Origin of the sequence: Kitasatospora sp. NPDC059812, from assembly GCF_042732075.1 — a bacterium.
Taxonomy (GTDB): domain Bacteria; phylum Actinomycetota; class Actinomycetes; order Streptomycetales; family Streptomycetaceae; genus Kitasatospora.
Window position 1 is genome coordinate 49,740 of record NZ_JBHWIO010000046.1, and the last position, 16,373, is coordinate 66,112.

Here is a 16,373-nt window from a genome sequence, read left to right on the forward strand (position 1 = left end):
GGGGGCCCGGGGGGGTGGGTGCGGGGTGGGGGGGGTGGGGGGGGGGGGGGCCCCGCGGCTGGGGCGGGGGGGGGGGGGGGGGGGCCCGGCGCCGCCCGCCGCCCCCCCCCCCGCCGGGCTACCCGATCACGTCTGTGCAGCTGGACGAGGGACGGCTGCCGGGACTCCGGCGCCTGCAGCACCGTCACCGGTCCGGGTGGCTCCTCGCCGCACGGACCGACCAACTTCGCGTTACAGCCCCGCCGAGACCCCGAGCCCTGCCATGATCGGCACGTTGCGTCTCGTAGATCCTCGATCCTCGGAAAACCAGGAGTGGCTGTGGCAGAGCGGCAGAACGGCACGGTGAAGTGGTTCAACGACGAGAAGGGCTACGGCTTCATCACCCCGGAGTCCGGAGCGGACCTGTTCGTTCACTTCCGGGCGATCCAGGGAAGCGGCTTCAAGTCCCTGGTTGAGGGCCAGAAGGTGACCTTCGTAGCGGTCCAGGGCCAGAAGGGGCTCCAGGCCGACGAGGTCCAGGTGGCGGAGTAGGAACAGTTCCTCCCCTTCCTCCCTCGAACCCCGGGTCCCGGTCCGAACGGCCCCGCGCAGGCGGGTCAAGGAACGGCGCCCACTAGGGCGGCACACCCGCCCGCTACGAAAAACCACAGCGCTGGTCGCAGCCACCCACGTGTGGCCGCGACCAGCGCTTTCCGGAATCAGTCGAGGATGGCGTCGATCTCCACTTCAACGAGCCATTCGGGATCGATGAAGCGTGAGACCTCAACGACGGTGCAGACCGGACGGACCGACGCGAACCGCTCCCCGTGCGCTCGCGCGGCCTCCTTCCAACGCGTCACATCGGTGAGCATGAGACGGGTCCGCACAACGTCCCCCAACGATGCCCCCGCCTCCTTCAGCGCGGCCTCCGCGATGTCCAGACACCTGACGGTCTGGGCGTACACATCGCCCTTCCCCACGGTCGTCCCACCGTCCCCGATGGGAGCAGTCCCCGCGACTGCAACGTGTGACCCCTTGCGGACTGCCCGGGAAAAGCCGATCTGAGGTTCGAGAGGCGAGCCGGAACTGACTATCTGCCGATGATCCATCGCACCATGATCCCAGAGCACCGCACATCTGAAAACAGGCCCTCCACTGGGCACTTCGCCCCTGAACCAGCCCATCCCCGCGCGTGCGGGGCCGATACCGCGACATACGGGTAGGGAGGGTAGCCGTGGGAGCAATCCCCGCGTGTGCGGGGCCGATTTGAAGTAGAGGCCGGTGTCGACATAGACGCTGGAGCAATCCCCGCGCGTGCGGGGCCTACATTGCCGGTGAAGTCGACATCATCACGGCCGGGGAGCAATCCCCGCGCGTGCAGGGCCTACGCCTCGTGACCTGCGGGTTTATCGGCGGGAGCGGGCTGAGAGGATCAGGCCGTCGAAGTCGACGGGCTTCCAGCGGTCCTTGCCGGCGGTGCGGACGGTCCAGCCCTGTTCGTTGGTGGCGGGTTCGACGAGGACGGCTTGGCCGTCGCCGATGCGGGTGGCGAGGAGGTCCCAGAGGCGGTCGCGGATGCGGCGGCTGGGGGTGCCGACGAAGACGCCGGCGTTGACTTCGACCATCCAGCGGGTGAGGTGGCCGCGCAGGCCTTCGGGGGCGGCGATGAGGATGATGACGGTCATGGGCTGTCCGTGTCCTGGGTGAACTCCGGGCCGATGATGGCCAGGTGTTCGTCTCCCATGCCCGGGTCGGAGACTGGGGGCGTCGGCGTGCCTTCCGTCCCGGACCAGTTGACGCCGCCCTGGACCGTGCCGACGCGTTCGTCCCAGAGTTCGTTGACCTCGACGTCCGGCATCTCGGTGCCGTCCGGGCTGAGGAGCGCCTTGACGTCGTTCACGATGCGGCCGAGCAGTTTGTCCTCGGCGATGCGGTCGCGCAGGCCGAGCCGGGCGTCGCGTTCCTCGGTGTGGCCCTGCTTGGCGAGGTCGAAGGCGAGGGGGATGGTGTATTCGGCCTTGTAGAGGTCCGCGATGTCGAGGACGAACGAGGTCGCCAGGCCGGTGTGGACGAAGCCGAGGCCGGGGCTGGCGCCCAGGCCGGTGATGACCGCGTGGCAGACCCCGTAGAGCGCGGCGTTGGCGGCCGACAGGAGGCGGTTGAGGTCGTCGCCGGCGGCGTGGGCGTCGCCCGCCTTGTAGACCCGGCCGTTCCAGGGAACACCCGTTCGGCGGGACTCGGCCTGGTAGAGCTTGCGGATGCGGGCGCCCTCGCGGCCGCGCAGCTGCTGCATGGTGGCGGCGCTGACGTCCTCGCCGGGGAAGCGCATGCGGTACATGGTCCGGGCGACGGCGAGGCGTTCCTTGGTGCGGCTGACCAGCCAGGCCTGCCGGTTGAGGAGGGCCGCGCCACGGCTGGGGCCGAGTCCTGCGGCGTACATCCGCACGCCCTGCTCGCCGACCCAGCACACGGTGGTGCCGGAGTCGGCGAGCAGGTTGACGGCGCCGTGGGTGATGCGGGTGCCCGGGCCGAGGAGCATCACGGCGACCATGGCGGCCGGGACGCGGACGGTCTCGCGCTTGTTGATGACGACGACGGCGTTCTCGTCGCGGTCGATGTGGCTGCGCTCGACGTAGACGCTGGAGACGCGGTCGGCGAGGCGGTGCAGGTCGTGGGGGTGGGCTTTCCACCAGATGTCGGCCATCGGTCAGTGGTGTCCGGTCGGCAGCGGGGCGAGGGTGAGCAGGCCGCAACCGTAGGCCTTGGAGGGGCCGATGCCGCCGAGGAGGGCGGCTTGGAGGAGCCCTGGGTCGGTGATGCGCAGCCGGCCTTCGAAGGTGGCGGTGGTGAGGGTGACCGGGCTGCGGGTGCCGGGCTTGGTGAAGGTGCTGCGGCTGCGGTCGGTGATCCGGGCCTCCCGGGCGGGCTGCTGCGCCTCTGCGGGGGTGTCCGAGGCCGGCGGTTCGAGGCCCGGTGCCGCGCTGTCGGTGCGCGCTTCGGGGATGGTGAAGCCCCAGCGCTGGGTGCGTTCGAGGAACCAGGTGAGCTGCTGGGCGGCGGTGCGGTGGGCCATGCGGTAGGAGCGGTGGTGGAGTTCGGCGGCGGTCTTGGTGCGGTGCGGGCTCGCCTTGGCGGGCTTGGAGGTGTTCTGGACGGGGCTGGCCTTGAGGCGGAAGGCGAATTCGCGGCCGACGGCGAGCTGGGCGAGCAGCGGGCTGTAGTCGCGGACCGCGTAGTGCTCGCCTTCGGCGTCGGGCCAGCCCGCCTGTTCGACGATGTGGGTCCAGTCGGGTTTGGAGGGGGTGAGGACCAGCAGCGTGGGGCGGCGTGGGTGGTCGGCGTCGAGGCGCCAGAGGATCCGGTCGCCGGCGGCGGGGTCGGGGATGCCTGCGGTGACGGCGCCGTGCAGGGCGCGGGGGTTGGCGAGCAGGGTGCGGCTGGCGGCGCGCAGGGGGTTGATGCGGACGCGGGAGAGGTAGGTCATCTGGTCACCAGCCCAGCAGGGCGAACGGGTCGTGGCCGCCGGCCGCAGTGGCCGGTTGGGCGGTCGTGGTGGGCGGGGTGCGCGGGATGGACGCGGCAGACAGGGCGGACGGGGCGATGCCGGTGGGGACGTTGAGCCAGGCGTGGCGGATCCGCCGGGTGGTGAAGCCGCGTTCGCGGGGCGCGAAGGAGCGCGGGACGTCCTGCAAGGTGTCGTCGCCGGCCGGGTCGTCGAAGGTCGCGGCCAGGTCGATCCGGTGGGGCGAGAACGGATCCGGACCGCGTTCGGCCCGTCGGCGGTAGGCGGCCTTGGCGGCGGTGCCCGCCTGCCAGGGCTCGTCCGCCAGCACGTCTTCCAGGGCTCCGGTGCGCACGGTGCCGAGGGCGATCGGCTGGGTGGGGACGCAGGAGCGGCGGCCGAGGGCGAGCGGGAAGGCGGGGCGGCGGATCGCCTCGGCGAGCGTCGCGACGAGGCCGGCCGGGCCCTGGACGGCGGCGACGAACACCGCGTCCTGGAGGTAGTAGCGGTGGGTGACGTGGGTGTCCTTGGCCGGGGAGGTCGGCTTCTGGACGCCCTTGGCGTTGACACCGCTCTGCGGCAGCGGGCGGCCCCGGTAGTCGCTGACGGTGTGGTAGTCGCGCAGCAGCGTTCCGGGCTGGTCGATGCGCACGCCCAGGCGCAGGCCGACCAGGCCGGTGATGTCCGCTTCGCGGGGAAGTCCGGCGGCGGCGGCGAGCAGGCCGACGACGCCGGACTTGGTCGGCTGGGGCGGGGTGTCGCGGCGGTTGAAGGCGCTGCGGTCGCCCCAGGACTGGAGCGGGCCAGCCAGGCGCAGGACGAGGACCGCCTGGTCCTCGCCCTGCGGGTCCGGGGCCGGTACGGGGGTCGGGTCGGCGGGCATCAGTTGTCGTTCACCCGCTCGGTGAGGGCGGTGCGCAGGCCGTCGCGCAGCTCGGTGAAGGTGCGGTTCGCGCCGAAGGCCTCCGCCAGCTGCTGCGCGGGCTCGTCGGCGCCGGTGTCCGCACCGAGGGTGTGGCAGATGCCGACGTACAGCGGGCTGTCTCCCCACTGCTCGGTGGCGGTGGCGAACTCCACGGCGAGCCGGCGCGCGGACTCGGCGACGATGCCCCGGCTCGCCGGGACGGGGTTCTCGTACGCGGACACGAGGTTCACGGGCTGGTCGGCGCGTACGACGACGGCCACCAGGCTGGGGCGGGTGCGGTGCGCGAAGGAGTTGCCGTAGCCGGTGGGCATGGACCGGGCGAAGGAGTCGACGAACAGGTCGACGGCGTCGACGGCGGCCTTGTCGTCGCCGAGGTTGCCGCGCAGCTGGTGCAGGCCCACGGTCGCGTAGCGGTAGAGGGTGGCGGAGTTGAAGCCGATGGTGCCGATCATGCCGGCGCCGGTCTCCTCGGCGGTGTTCTCGTCGTCGACAGCCGTGTAGTAGTCGAATTCGAGTTCGGCGGCGTGGGTGGAGATCGCGTGCGCCACCTGGGTGGCGGCGTCGACGTTCAGGCCGGGGATGTCAGCGACCATCCGGCCGAAGAGCGCGACGTCGGCCGGGTGCCCGCTCTGCAACTGCTCCTTGACCGGCAGCGCCTTGACGGCCTCCTCCAATGCCTTGGCGTCGAGGGCGGCGAGGTCGGCGGCGGTGTCGGCGACCAGGTCGACGATGCCGTCCAGCTGGCGGCGCCCGTAGAAGAGGAGGTAGGCGGTGTCGCCCTCCTTCTTGCCGGCGGAGATCCCGGTCGACTTGATCAGGGCGTCGGCGATCCGCTGCGCGCCCTCGGCCTCGATGCCGGTGCGCTCGGCGATGCCCTTGGCGAGCTGGGCGGCGATCCGCTTGGTGCGGGTGGCGAGGTCCTGCCGGTCGCGGCTCTCGGCGAAGTGGATGCGGGTGGCGCGCTTCCAGGCCTGGGAGGAGACGCGCGAGCGGCGCTTGCCGCCGAAGTACGCCTCCTTGGGGTTGCCGTTGTCGTCCCGGTTGAGGTTGGCCGGCGGGACGGTCTGCAGGATGTGGACGTCGATGTAGAGGCGGGCGGTCATGCGCTTCTCCTCGGGGGTGGTGGTGCCGGCGACGGGTACGGCAGGGGGTGATCAGCTGTCGGCGGGCGTCTTGTCCTTCCATGCCTGGTAGCCGATCGCCCACTTGAGACGGACCTGCGGGCGCCGGTCGGTGCTGTGCCAGGCCTGGATGTCGGCCATCAGGTGGCTGTAGTCCAACGGCTGCGTGATGGAACGCAGTTGGGTGATCAGCCCACGCAGGTGGACCAGCAGCGCGGACACGCTGGTGGCGCCCGCGAGTTGCGCGACCCGGGTGTCGAGCGCCTCCTCGCTGACCTTGCCGCTGCGGCGCAGCACTCGCAGCGCCTCCCCGAGCTTGACGCCACGGCGGTGCATCGGCTTGGACTGGCTCTGCTGGTGCAGGCCGTAGAGAGCCAGAGCGGCGTGCTCGGCCTTCTGCTCGTCGGACACCTCGTCGCGCAGCGCGAGGACGTCGTTGACCTCGCAGCTGTAGAGCGGCCACATCTTGGGGCTGTCCATGACCGGGCGCCCGAGGCCGGAGCGCAGGGCCGCCAGGTCCTCGCCGGGCGGCTGGCGTGGTTGCTTGGTACGGGGGTCGTACCGCCAGTTGTGGTCGGGGCCGGTGAACTCGTCCCAGTACCGGCGCCTTCGGGCGGCGGCGGTGTTGCGCACAGCGGCGGCGATGCGCTCAGCGGGGGTGGCGTGCTCAGCGGGGGTGGCGTGCTCAGCGGCGGCGCCGGCGGTGTGCTCAGTCGTCAAAGTCCGCTCCGGGGTCGTGGTCGAGGGCGGGACCGGTCTCGGCCGCCCGGGCGGCGGCCGCGTCCCGTACGGCGTCGGCGTACCGGGGAAGGATCTCGTCGAGCCGGCGCCGGAAGTTGGCGCCCGCGGTGCCGAGCCGGTAGGTCTGCGTCTTGCCCGCCTTGCCGCCCTGGCTGATCGTGCGGCCGCCGAAGGTGGTGGCGGGTGCGGCCAGCAGGAGCGTGTTCGCCACGTCCCACGCCTGGCGGTGGGCGAGTTGTTCCCAGGCGAGCCGGCCCCGCTCCAGGGCCTCGTCGTCTGCGCCGGCGGTGCAGACGCCGGCGAGCAGGCGGCGCACCAGGGGGTCGAGGGTGTGCAGGAGGAGCTCGCCCGGTCGCTGGCCCTTGTCCCAGGGGATGGGGTCCGTTCCGGCGGCCCGGCGCAGGTCGGCGGAGAGGTTGCTGACGGCCTGGGCGAGCCGTTCCGCCTGCTCGGCGACGTCCAGGAGGAGCAGCTGGGCCTCGCTGTCCTGCTGGAGGGCGAGCAGCGGCAGGGGGATGGCGTCGTGGATGACGTCCTCGACGATCGCGGACTGGGTGCCGTAGACCATGCCGAAGGTCTCGACCTGCAGCGGGTAGTCGGCGGGGAGTTGGTCGCCTTCTTGCAGGGCGCTGATCTGGTCGAGCAGGATGCTGGTCTCGAAGCCGCCGTCGGGGCCCTGGCGAGTGGGCGTGAGAAGGGCCTCCAGACCGCGCCAGGCGGCCTTGCCCTGGGTGTGGCGGCGCGGCCTGCGCTCGGGCAGGGCGAAGGCGGACTTCTTGGCGGGGGCGGTGAAGGTCCAGGCGGTGTGGGGCTCCTGCTCGGGCATGGGCGTCAGCCGGTCCCCCGCGCTGATGACGACCCGGGCCACCTTCAGCTGCCCGGCCTCGTCCTGGTGCGGGATGAGGCGGATCCGCCGGGCCTGCCAGGTCCACAGGTCGAGGAGGCCTTCGGCCGCGCGGGGCTGCCAGGCGGGGCCGTGCGGGCCGCGTTTCCACTGCGGGAGGCCGAGGTTGTCGGGCGGGGTGAGCGGAAGGTTCAGCAGGAGGGTCTCGTACAGGGTGCGCCCGGTGGGGATGATGACGCCGAGCTGGCCGAGCGGGCCGGTGGGGTTCCCGGTCGTCTTGCCCGCCTTGACCTGGTCGTCGCCGACGACGCCGGTCTTGATCGCCGCGGTGTCCCAGCAGTGGGCGTGCACGAGCCAGTGGGCGGCCTGGGCCGGCGTCAGGTCGAGCGGGTCCGCGTCGGTACGGGTGCCGAACAGCGGGACGTTGTTGCCGCTCGCCGCGGTCGCCACCAGGGCGGCGGAGCCCTTCGTCTCGTCCTTGGCGGTGCGCAGCCCGGCGACCTGCCCGAACGGGGCGGCGGGGTCGAAGAGGTCGAACTTCGCGTGGTGATAGGCGAGGTAGGTCTCCAGGCTGCCCAGCTCGTCCTTCGTGAATCCGCCGCTCTCCCGGGTGAGCCGCTCACCCTTCTCCCCGGGGTTCTGGGGCGCGCCGGTGGCGTCGGCGACGACGGGCAGCAGGACCTGGCGCAGGACGGCCGGGAGCTGCGTGGAGAACTCGACGACGAGGCCCTCGAACTCGTGGGCCCGGGCCAGGGCCCCAGCGATCCCCACCTGCACGGGGGGCCCGCCACCGACGGGTCGTACCGTCAGCCACGGTTCGTCGACAAGGTTGTACCCAGGCACGCGCTGATCTCCCAACTAGCCATGTTTAGCTTGTTGCTGGTTCATCGTGGCACCGGCGGATGCCTGTTGTGGGGTGAATGCTTGAATTGCCCCCGGCCCCGCCTGCTTTGGTGCGCGGGGATGGCCCGTGGCCGTGTTTTCCGGCCCTGGTCGGCCGCAAGTCGGCCCCGCGGTCGCGGGGTTGAGGGGGTGGGGCGACGCCTGTTCGACTCACCCCCTCGCCTTTATCGGTACTGGGGCGCGCTGGGGCCCTCCGCTCACCACGAGGCCGAGCAGGTCGTCGTAGCGCAGTTGGAAGTCACCGAGGGCGGCGTCCCCGCGCTCGTCGAGTTCGAGGGCCAGGCTGTATCGCAGCCATGGATGGTCGCGCCAGCCCGACAGCGGACCGAGCGCCTGCTCGGCGACCTTTGTCAGTTTGGTGGGCAGGCGCACCGTCCCGGAGAGCACGTCGTCCACCATCTCGGCCGCGACCGTCCCGTTGGGGCCGAACTTGCGGCCCGTCATCGCGTGGAAGTCTTCCCCGGTGCGGCGCACCAGCACGACCTCGACGCTCCGGTCCCCGTCCCGGACGAGTGCCTCGAACTGCCCCTCTGCCAGCGTGCCGTGGGCTCCGTAGTGCAGACCGGCCAGAGTCTGCGAACCGTGTTCCCCGGCGCGGGTCAGGACGTACTGGGCGGCTTCCTCGCGACGTTTGGCCTGCCGCTTCTCCCAGTCCTGTCGCGCCTGCGCCTCGGCCTCGCCCCACTCCGCCGGGACGACGGGATCGGTGCCGTAGACCCGGGCAACCAGGTCCGGCACCTGGCCCGGGATGCTCCACGCGCCTACGTCGGCCTTCGCCGCCCGTTCGACCTCGGCGGCCGTGCGCAGCAGGAGGTAGCGGCCGTAGATCCCCTCGGAGTCGCGCAGGATCTGCGGCACGCCGTCGTCGTCGAGGCGGATACCGGTGATGACAACGGTGGGCCGGGACAGCCGGCGGGGGCGCTGCACGCCGTCGTGGCGGTGGAGGCGTCCGATGCGCTGGAGGAGCAGGTCCATCGGAGCGAGGTCGGTGATCAGCAGATCGGCGTCGACGTCGAAGGACTGCTCCGCGAGCTGGGTCGCGACGACGATCATCCTGCCGGGACGCCCGGATCCCTCGGCCGGTGGTCCGAGGAGCTTCAGCACCTCCTGCGTACGGTCCGCCCGGTGGCCGGCGTGCAGACGCCCGTGCAGGAGCCGGACATCAGCGCCGAACTCCTTGCGGAGGGCCTCGAACGTGGACTGGGCGCGGGCCACGGTGTTCCGGATGACCAGCACGCACCCGCCGTCGACCAGCCGCTCCTTCAGATAGTCGACCACGGCGGCATCCTGCGCGACTTGGGCGTCGGTCCGCGTCGGCTGTTCATCGAGCACCTCGACCCGCACCTGAAGGTCCTCACGCCAGGATGCGGTGCTCTCCACCAACAACTCCGGCCGCCCGTCCGGCCCCGCCCAGGCCGCCGTGACGCTCGGATAGCCCTCCGGCTCGGGCAGCTCCAGGGCCGCCGAGGCCTCCGCCGACTGCGTACCGGCCAGGTAGGCGGCGACCAGGCGACGCCGCTGCTCCGGCGGCAGCGTCGCCGACAGCAGCACCACCGGCACGCCGGCCTGCCCGAGCCACCACAGGCCCTCCAGCAGGAACTGCGACATGTAGACGTCGGCGGCGTGGACCTCGTCGAGGATCACGACCTTGCCCACCAGGCCGGCCATCCGCAGCATCACGTGCTTGGTACGGGTCGCGGCGTACAGGAGCTGGTCGATGGTGCCGACCGCGAACGGGCTCAGCAACCCCCGGCGGCGGCCGAGGAACCACTCGGCGGGGGCCCGGCGCTCCCCGTCCGTGCAGCCGTCGAAGCAGTCGGTCTGCATACCGAACTCGTCCTCCCCCACTGAAGTGAAGGGGTCGTCGGCGTCCTGCCCCCACTCCCCCGCGCCCTCCAGCAGGCCGCGCCACTCCTTGTTGAACATCCGCTTGCCGTGCAGCAGCGCGACCTGGCCCTCCAGCCCATCGCCGACCTCGCGCAGCCACGACCGGACCTGGGTGAACATCGGATCCGCCGTCGCCTGGGTCGGCATGCCCAGGAACGCCCCGTCCGCACCGTGACGCGCTGCCAGCAGCTCGGCCGCCGCCAGCGCCGCCTTCGTCTTGCCCTCCCCCATCGGCGCCTCGACGATCACCAGACCGGGTCCACCCATCCGACGCACCACGTCGAGGACCAACTCCTGCGAAGGCCTGGTCCCGTGGCCGAACCGGTCCCGGAACGTCTCCGGGCCGGGCGCCGCCAACGCCCCCCATCCACCGCGCAGTTCGAGCCTCGACCACGCCGCCGCAGCCCGCTGCCGCGCCTGAGGCATCGCCACCTTCGCCAGGTCGGACACACCCGTGAAGGCCCGCTCGTCGCTGGCGATCCAGTCCGCCATCACCACGAAACCGGACAGCTGAAGCTGCGCCGCCCGGCTCGGCACCAGCACCGGCTCCACCGCGGCCAGCGGCGACTCCCCCTCATAGCCGAGCTCCCGCGAGAACACCTCCACCAGCGCCGACTGCGCGAGCTTCCAGGACCGGCTACTGCCTTGCAGCTTTTCGTTCTTCTTCGGCGGGCTCAGCTGCCCCAACGTCGGGATCAGCCCGTGGTGGCCGGCGACCAGCGGCCAGACCCAACCGACCTGCTCCTGCGACCACTTCGCTTCGGTGAGCAGCGCCTTCAGCACCCGGCCACCGGCCTTGTCATGCCGCCAAGACGAGCCCTTCACCGCGTACTTGTCCCAGGTGAGCCCCGCTTGACGGACCGCAGCCTCACCGGCGGCATCGAGATGCTGAAACACCGGGGTGGCCTTGCCACAGTCATGAATCCCGCACAACCAGGCGAACAGACGCCGCCCCTTACCCGCACCCCCCGCCAGAGCGTCCAGGCGCCACCGCGTCACCGGCGGCAAGTAGCGGTCCCAGACAATCTCGGCCACCGCCGCAGTGTCCAGCATGTGCGACAGCAGAAGGTTGGCCGTCCCCCCGGCCCGCCCAGCGGACTTACCCCACAGCGCACCCAGCCACCCCCTGACCTCGGGCGGGTACCACTGCCAACGATCCTCAACCATCGTCTCAACCTCCACGTGCAGGTACGCTTCGAGAGCGTAGGACACGGCACTGACAACTCGCCTCGGAGCAAAGAAATATGACGGTCATACATCGAATTCCCTCCGGGCTGCCATCCGATCGAACTGAATCAATCAGGCCCTTCTGCCGCTAATCACCGCAGGTCAGAAAGCATCGGCCCCGCGCTCGCGGGGATTGCTCAGACACCGGCACCGGTGGCATCATCAGCCGCATGATCGGCCCCGCGCTCGCGGGGATTGCTCTGGACCTCTTCGACAAGACCAGAGTCGGTGCCGATCGGCCCCGCGCTCGCGGGGATTGCTCCGAGTTCGCCGTCAACATCCTCGCCCCGCTCGAATCGGCCCCGCGCTCGCGGGGATTGCTCCGAGTTCGCCGTCAACATCCTCGCCCCGCTCGAATCGGCCCCGCGCTCGCGGGGATTGCTCCCGGTGCCGGTCGCTCCTCGTCGGGCTCGTCGGATCGGCCCCGCGCTCGCGGGGATTGCTCTCCGCTCCGATCAGCTCCGAGGGGACCGGGGCGATCGGCCCCGCGCTCGCGGGGATTGCTCCGACGGACACCTCGCCACGTGGCGCGACCGCCCATCGGCCCCGCGCTCGCGGGGATTGCTCCTCGATCGTGTCGGGGTACTCGGTGCTGCTGCGGTCGGCCCCGCGCTCGCGGGGATTGCTCCACCCACACATTCGTGTCCGACGAGCGCCAGATGTCGGCCCCGCGCTCGCGGGGATTGCTCCCCGGTCGGCACCTCCTCGCCGTCGGGGCGCTGGTCGGCCCCGCGCTCGCGGGGATTGCTCCAGGATGCACTACGCCAAGATCGGCGGCAGCCTGTCGGCCCCGCGCTCGCGGGGATTGCTCCCGGATGATGTCCCGCTGGACGGTACAGACGGCGTCGGCCCCGCGCTCGCGGAGGTTGATCCCCCTGCACCTCGGGCACGATGCTGAGGTAGCCGATCGGCCCCGCGCTCGCGGGGGTTGCTCCGGCTGGGTCCGCCTGGACTGGGTGCTGCCCATGTCGACCCCACGCTCGCGGGGGTTTCTCCGGGTTGAACCACGGCCAGACCGACTACACCGGGTCGGCCCCGCGCTCGCGGGGATTGCTCCATCTACGACGTCCTTCACCGTCGAGCGACACCGTCGGCCCCGCGCTCGCGGGGATTGCTCTCGGATCGCGGAGCCGGGAAGTTCGAGGGCCGAGTCGGCCCCGCACTCGCGACGGGGATCGTTCCCCGGCAGGGCTCGGCCGCCAAGCACGCTGGCGAGGACGACCGGAAGATCAGGGTCGCAGTGCTCGGAGACGTCGCGGCCGGCTACCTCACGGCGGGCGCCGTCGACCAAGCCGTCGAGGTCGGCCACCGCGCCCTCGCTGCCCCGCTCGAAGCCGAGACGACCATGGGTCGAGTACGGCTGTCCGCACTGGCCGACCAGCTCCCGGCATCGTCGGCGGCCCAGGCCTTTCGAGACGAGATCCGGGCCTCCTTGGAGTAACTGCCGATCAGCTTCGCGTCTCAGCGGCCACCCACTCCAGATAGGCAGCCGATCCAGTGATCACCGGCACCCCGACAACCTCCGGCGTGTCGTAGGAGTGCAGCTCAACGATGCGCGCGCACAGCCGATCAGCCAAGCTCGCCCGAGACTTGAAGTCGACCCGCCACTCGGCGGAGTCCTGCACCGCACCGTCCCACCAATAGACGGACTGGACACGGTAGACCTGCGCACACGCGGCCAAGCGGTCACGGATCACCGCCGAAGCGAGCCCACGGGCCTTCGTCTCGTCGTCATGGGTCGTCGTCACCACAACGAAATCACTGATCGTCATACCGTGACGGTACCCGGCATCAACCACCGCCCACACTCTGCCCGACGGACCTACCCCACAACGCGCCCAGCCAGCCCCCGACCTCGGGCGGGCACCACTGCCAACGGCCCTCAACCATCGCCTCAACCCCCACGCCCGAGTACGCTTCGAGAACGTAGGCCACGACAATGACAACCAGCCCTGGGGCAAGGAGAGATGGCAACAACACACCGGCTGTTCGATGGCACCTCTACCAATCGAACTAAATCAATCAGGCCCCTCGCCCACTAATCACCGCAGGTCAGGAAGTATCGGCCCCGCGCTCGCGGGGGTTGCTCCCCATCGAGCTGCACCAGGCCGTCCTCGCGGCGATCGGCCCCGCGCTCGCGGGGGTTGCTCGCGTCCGCCGCGACGCTGAACCTGGTGCGCGCGATCGGCCCCGCGCTCGCGGGGGTTGCTCGGCTGAGGTCGACGCGCAGAGGGCCCGCGCCACATCGGCCCCGCGCTCGCGGGGGTTGCTCTCGGCTCCAAAGCCATGTCCGCCGAGTACCAGAATCGGCCCCGCGCTCGCGGGGGTTGCTCCGTGGGCAGCTTGGACCCGACCAGGAACTCCCCATCGGCCCCGCGCTCGCGGGGGTTGCTCCAGCTGCCGCAGCTGACCGACCGCCCACCGCAAATCGGCCCCGCGCTCGCGGGGGTTGCTCTGCCTGGCTGCGGATGATGTGCATCCAGTCGGGATCGGCCCCGCGCTCGCGGGGGTTGCTCCTGCTCGCCCAGGCCCCCCTGGTCCTGGTCCTCATCGGCCCCGCGCTCGCGGGGGTTGCTCCACGCGTTGGCCTCCGTTGGTCAGATCGGCTTGATCGGCCCCGCGCTCGCGGGGGTTGCTCGGCGATCAGCGACATCCTCAGGTACGCCCGGGCATCGGCCCCGCGCTCGCGGGGGTTGCTCCCTCAAGTCCGCGCGGAAGAACCTCGGCACCATATCGGCCCCGCGCTCGCGGGGGTTGCTCCGGTCGACACGCTCTTTTTCGCGGGCACCACTGATCGGCCCCGCGCTCGCGGGGGTTGCTCCGCCTGCGCGCATCACCCGCAGCCGCTTCGGCCATCGGCCCCGCGCTCGCGGGGGTTGCTCTCGGATCTGGCCGATCGACTGGTCGACGAGGCCATCGGCCCCGCGCTCGCGGGGGTTGCTCCCGCGAGATCCGCCGCGCCGACGCCAACACCGCATCGGCCCCGCGCTCGCGGGGGTTGCTCCAGCCGCCGCACCGTGATCCGCTGGAACCCGGTATCGGCCCCGCGCTCGCGGGAGTTGCTCCTTCCAGAACCAGGACGAGGCCCGCCAGCGGCTATCGGCCCCGCGCTCGCGGGGGCTGCTCCGCTGCGGACCTACGAGGCGCAGGCGCTCGGTGATCGGCCCCGCGCTCGCGGGGGGTTGCTCCTGGATGAGGTTCGACTTACCGCCTCCGGTGCCGTCGGCCCCGCGCTCGCGGGGGTTACTCTCTGATCCCCGGACCGATCGCCCGGGCGCTCGGCTCGGCCCCGCGCTCGCGGGGGTTGCTCCGGCCTCGTCCCGCCCACGCTCGACCAGCTCAGCGCGATCGCCCGCGCGATCGGTATCCCGCTCTGGCGCCTGGTCCGTGACGAGTAGCACTGGCCGGCCGCACCGCCGTACGGCCGGCCAGCCGGGGAGTCACTTCTCGGGGTTCGGCGGCGGGTCGGCCGGCGGCGGCGGGGTCTTCGGTGCCGCCGGCGGTGCCTTCGGGCCACCGATTCCGCCCGAGCCGCCACTGGGGTCCTTCTGCGGGGTCATGTCGTCCTCCTCGATCTCCTCGTCCGCCAGGATCGGGATCTCGCCCGGCGGCGGCATCAGGGGGTGCCGCCCGCGGTTTGGGCCCGCGGTCTCACGGCGGCCCCGACTCCAAGCACCCTGGCGTTTAGGGGGGATGGTCGCGCTCATGGCGTCCTCTCTGTGACTGTCCTGCCGGGTCACCCATGATGGGGCCTCAGCCCCACCCGTTGCCGAACGTCCCCACCGGATGGCCGAGGTCCGCACACGACGCACAGATCACCCGCGAGTACAGCACCGCGGGGCCGCGCACGATCGACTCGACACCGCCCAGCAGCGACGCCGAACCCGCCGGAGACCCTCGGGTCGAACAGGTCCGAGTCGCTCGGGCCTCGGTGTAGCAGGACCAGCAGACGACTCGGCGCGGGTCCTCGGTCAGCAACGCCATGGGCTGGATGCTGGTCAGGTGCGCGCAGAGCCGCAGCGTGCCGTCTTGCCGGGCCTGGTCCATGGTGGTGGTGGCGTCTCGCACCCACTGGCCGGCCTCCTCCATGGGGGCCGCTCCGGCCTGTCGGACGCCAGCCTCCGCGAGCAGGCTGTCCGTGTGGGCCACGCTCGCGCTGGCCTGGTCCCACAGGAAGGTGAGGGCCGAACAGCTCCCGGCATCGTCGGCGGCCCAGACCTTTCGAGACGAGACCCGGGCCTCCTTGGAGTAACTGCCGGTCAGCTTCGCGTCTCTGCTGCCACCCAGTCCAGGTAGGCGGCCGATCCAGTGATCACCGGCACCCCGACGACCTCCGGCGTGTCGTAGGAGTGCAGCTCAACGATGCGCGCGCACAGCCGATCAGCCAGACTCGCCCGGGACTTGAAGTCGACCCGCCACTCGACGGAGTCCTGCACCGCGCCGTCCCACCAGTAGACGGACTGAATGCGGTAGACCTGCGCACACGCGGCCAGGCGGTCACGGATCACCGCCGAGGCGAGCTCACGGGCCTTCGTCTCGTCGTCATGGGTCGTCGTCACCACAACGAAGTCACTGGTCGTCATACCGTGACGGTACCCGGCATCAACCGCCGCCCCCACTGTGCCCGACGGACCTACCCCACAGCACGCCCAGCCAGCTCCTGACCTCGGGCGGATGCTGCTGCCAACGGTCCTCAACCATCGTCTCAACCTCCACCTGCGAGTACGCTTCGAGAACGTAGGCCACGGCACTAACAACCAGCCCTGGGGCAAGGAGAGATGGCAACAACGCATCGGCTGTTCGACGGCGCCTCTACCAATCGAACTGAATCAATCAGGCCCCTCGCCCGCTAATCACCGCAGGTCAGGAAGTATCGGCCCCGCGCTCGCGGGGGTTGCTCCACGTGTGGGCCCCGAGTTCTCCGTAGCGCTCCATCGGCCCCGCGCTCGCGGGGGTTGCTCCCGGGACTGACGCGCAATCAAGATCCACAAGACGTCGGCCCCGCGCTCGCGGGGGTTGCTCCACAGCTCCCTGACCCCTGCCCGGAGCTACCATGTCGGCCCCGCGCTCGCGGGGGTTGCTCCCGGGTGGTCGAGCTGTCCCGCGTCCGCCGGGAGTCGGCCCCGCGCTCGCGGGGGTTGCTCCCCCCCCTGTGAGCCGCTACCTCCCGGACCCGGCGTCGGCCCCGCGCTCGCGGGGGTTGCTCCGGGTCCGGGGCGATCAGCTCGACCTCGATTCGGTCGG

Annotated in this window: 15 protein-coding genes and 3 CRISPR repeat arrays; of the genes, 2 read left to right on the forward strand and 13 right to left on the reverse strand. The window is 71.4% G+C overall.

Annotation, left to right across the window (positions count from 1 at the left end; genetic code table 11):
• Positions 1-318: 318 nt before the first annotated feature.
• Positions 319-531: a cold-shock protein gene (locus ACFV6D_RS22585; RefSeq protein ID WP_063352293.1), complete on the forward strand. Its 213-nt coding sequence runs from the start codon at positions 319-321 to the stop codon at positions 529-531.
• Between the two features lie 167 nt (positions 532-698).
• Here the strand turns inward: ACFV6D_RS22585 and ACFV6D_RS22590 are convergent, their stop codons facing one another.
• From ACFV6D_RS22590 to cas3, 9 genes are all read right to left on the reverse strand, one after another.
• Positions 699-1,088, reverse strand: coding sequence for a RidA family protein (locus ACFV6D_RS22590; protein ID WP_363378571.1), 390 nt, complete (start codon positions 1,086-1,088; stop codon positions 699-701).
• A 297-nt stretch (positions 1,089-1,385) separates the two neighbouring features.
• Positions 1,386-1,664, reverse strand: a complete 279-nt coding sequence (cas2e, locus tag ACFV6D_RS22595) for a type I-E CRISPR-associated endoribonuclease Cas2e (RefSeq protein WP_331744407.1) — start codon at positions 1,662-1,664, stop codon at positions 1,386-1,388.
• Positions 1,661-2,683 carry a type I-E CRISPR-associated endonuclease Cas1e gene (gene cas1e, locus ACFV6D_RS22600; RefSeq protein WP_380560948.1) on the reverse strand — a complete coding sequence of 341 codons (1,023 nt, stop codon included), beginning with the start codon at positions 2,681-2,683 and terminating at the stop codon, positions 1,661-1,663. The genes cas2e and cas1e overlap by 4 nt, the downstream gene beginning before the upstream one ends.
• Before the next feature lie 3 nt (positions 2,684-2,686).
• Positions 2,687-3,463 (reverse strand): type I-E CRISPR-associated protein Cas6/Cse3/CasE, encoded by a 777-nt coding sequence (gene cas6e / locus ACFV6D_RS22605; protein WP_380340012.1) that lies wholly within the window; start codon positions 3,461-3,463, stop codon positions 2,687-2,689.
• 4 nt (positions 3,464-3,467) lie between these two features.
• Positions 3,468-4,364 carry a type I-E CRISPR-associated protein Cas5/CasD gene (gene cas5e / locus ACFV6D_RS22610; protein ID WP_380340009.1) on the reverse strand — a complete coding sequence of 299 codons (897 nt, stop codon included), beginning with the start codon at positions 4,362-4,364 and terminating at the stop codon, positions 3,468-3,470.
• Positions 4,364-5,509: a type I-E CRISPR-associated protein Cas7/Cse4/CasC gene (cas7e, locus tag ACFV6D_RS22615; protein ID WP_380560949.1), complete on the reverse strand. Its 1,146-nt coding sequence runs from the start codon at positions 5,507-5,509 to the stop codon at positions 4,364-4,366. Before cas7e ends, cas5e begins: the two co-directional genes overlap by 1 nt.
• A gap of 51 nt (positions 5,510-5,560) precedes the next feature.
• Complete coding sequence (gene casB / locus ACFV6D_RS22620) at positions 5,561-6,247, reverse strand: type I-E CRISPR-associated protein Cse2/CasB (RefSeq protein ID WP_380560950.1); 687 nt, start codon at positions 6,245-6,247, stop codon at positions 5,561-5,563.
• Complete coding sequence (gene casA / locus ACFV6D_RS22625) at positions 6,237-7,955, reverse strand: type I-E CRISPR-associated protein Cse1/CasA (protein ID WP_380560951.1); 1,719 nt, start codon at positions 7,953-7,955, stop codon at positions 6,237-6,239. Before casA ends, casB begins: the two co-directional genes overlap by 11 nt.
• A 210-nt stretch (positions 7,956-8,165) precedes the next feature.
• A complete protein-coding gene (gene cas3, locus ACFV6D_RS22630) occupies positions 8,166-11,069 on the reverse strand; it encodes a CRISPR-associated helicase Cas3' (RefSeq protein ID WP_380560952.1) in 2,904 nt (967 codons plus the stop codon).
• A 172-nt stretch (positions 11,070-11,241) separates the two neighbouring features.
• Positions 11,242-12,307: direct repeats of the CRISPR family, unit length 27 nt; unit sequence TCGGCCCCGCGCTCGCGGGGATTGCTC.
• Between the two features lie 62 nt (positions 12,308-12,369).
• Between cas3 and ACFV6D_RS22635 the strand changes: the two genes are divergently transcribed.
• Positions 12,370-12,570 (forward strand): hypothetical protein, encoded by a 201-nt coding sequence (locus ACFV6D_RS22635; RefSeq protein WP_380560953.1) that lies wholly within the window; start codon positions 12,370-12,372, stop codon positions 12,568-12,570.
• 7 nt (positions 12,571-12,577) lie between these two features.
• On the opposite strand, the gene cutA (ACFV6D_RS22640) is transcribed toward ACFV6D_RS22635, so the two are convergent.
• The 4 genes from cutA (ACFV6D_RS22640) to cutA (ACFV6D_RS22655) all read right to left on the reverse strand — a co-directional run bounded on the left by cutA (ACFV6D_RS22640) (position 12,578) and on the right by cutA (ACFV6D_RS22655) (position 15,712).
• The gene (gene cutA / locus ACFV6D_RS22640; RefSeq protein ID WP_380423904.1) at positions 12,578-12,901 is read right to left on the reverse strand and encodes a divalent-cation tolerance protein CutA; all 324 of its coding nucleotides are present in this window, start codon (positions 12,899-12,901) and stop codon (positions 12,578-12,580) included.
• A 289-nt stretch (positions 12,902-13,190) separates the two neighbouring features.
• Positions 13,191-14,439: a CRISPR direct-repeat array (repeat unit 28 nt; unit sequence ATCGGCCCCGCGCTCGCGGGGGTTGCTC).
• Positions 14,440-14,569: 130 nt separating this feature from the next.
• The gene (locus tag ACFV6D_RS22645) at positions 14,570-14,746 is read right to left on the reverse strand and encodes a hypothetical protein (RefSeq protein ID WP_380560954.1); all 177 of its coding nucleotides are present in this window, start codon (positions 14,744-14,746) and stop codon (positions 14,570-14,572) included.
• 136 nt (positions 14,747-14,882) lie between these two features.
• The gene (locus ACFV6D_RS22650) at positions 14,883-15,197 is read right to left on the reverse strand and encodes a hypothetical protein (RefSeq protein ID WP_380560955.1); all 315 of its coding nucleotides are present in this window, start codon (positions 15,195-15,197) and stop codon (positions 14,883-14,885) included.
• A gap of 191 nt (positions 15,198-15,388) precedes the next feature.
• A complete protein-coding gene (gene cutA / locus ACFV6D_RS22655) occupies positions 15,389-15,712 on the reverse strand; it encodes a divalent-cation tolerance protein CutA (RefSeq protein WP_380560956.1) in 324 nt (107 codons plus the stop codon).
• 290 nt (positions 15,713-16,002) lie between these two features.
• Positions 16,003-16,336: direct repeats of the CRISPR family, unit length 28 nt; unit sequence TCGGCCCCGCGCTCGCGGGGGTTGCTCC.
• Positions 16,337-16,373: the final 37 nt, after the last annotated feature.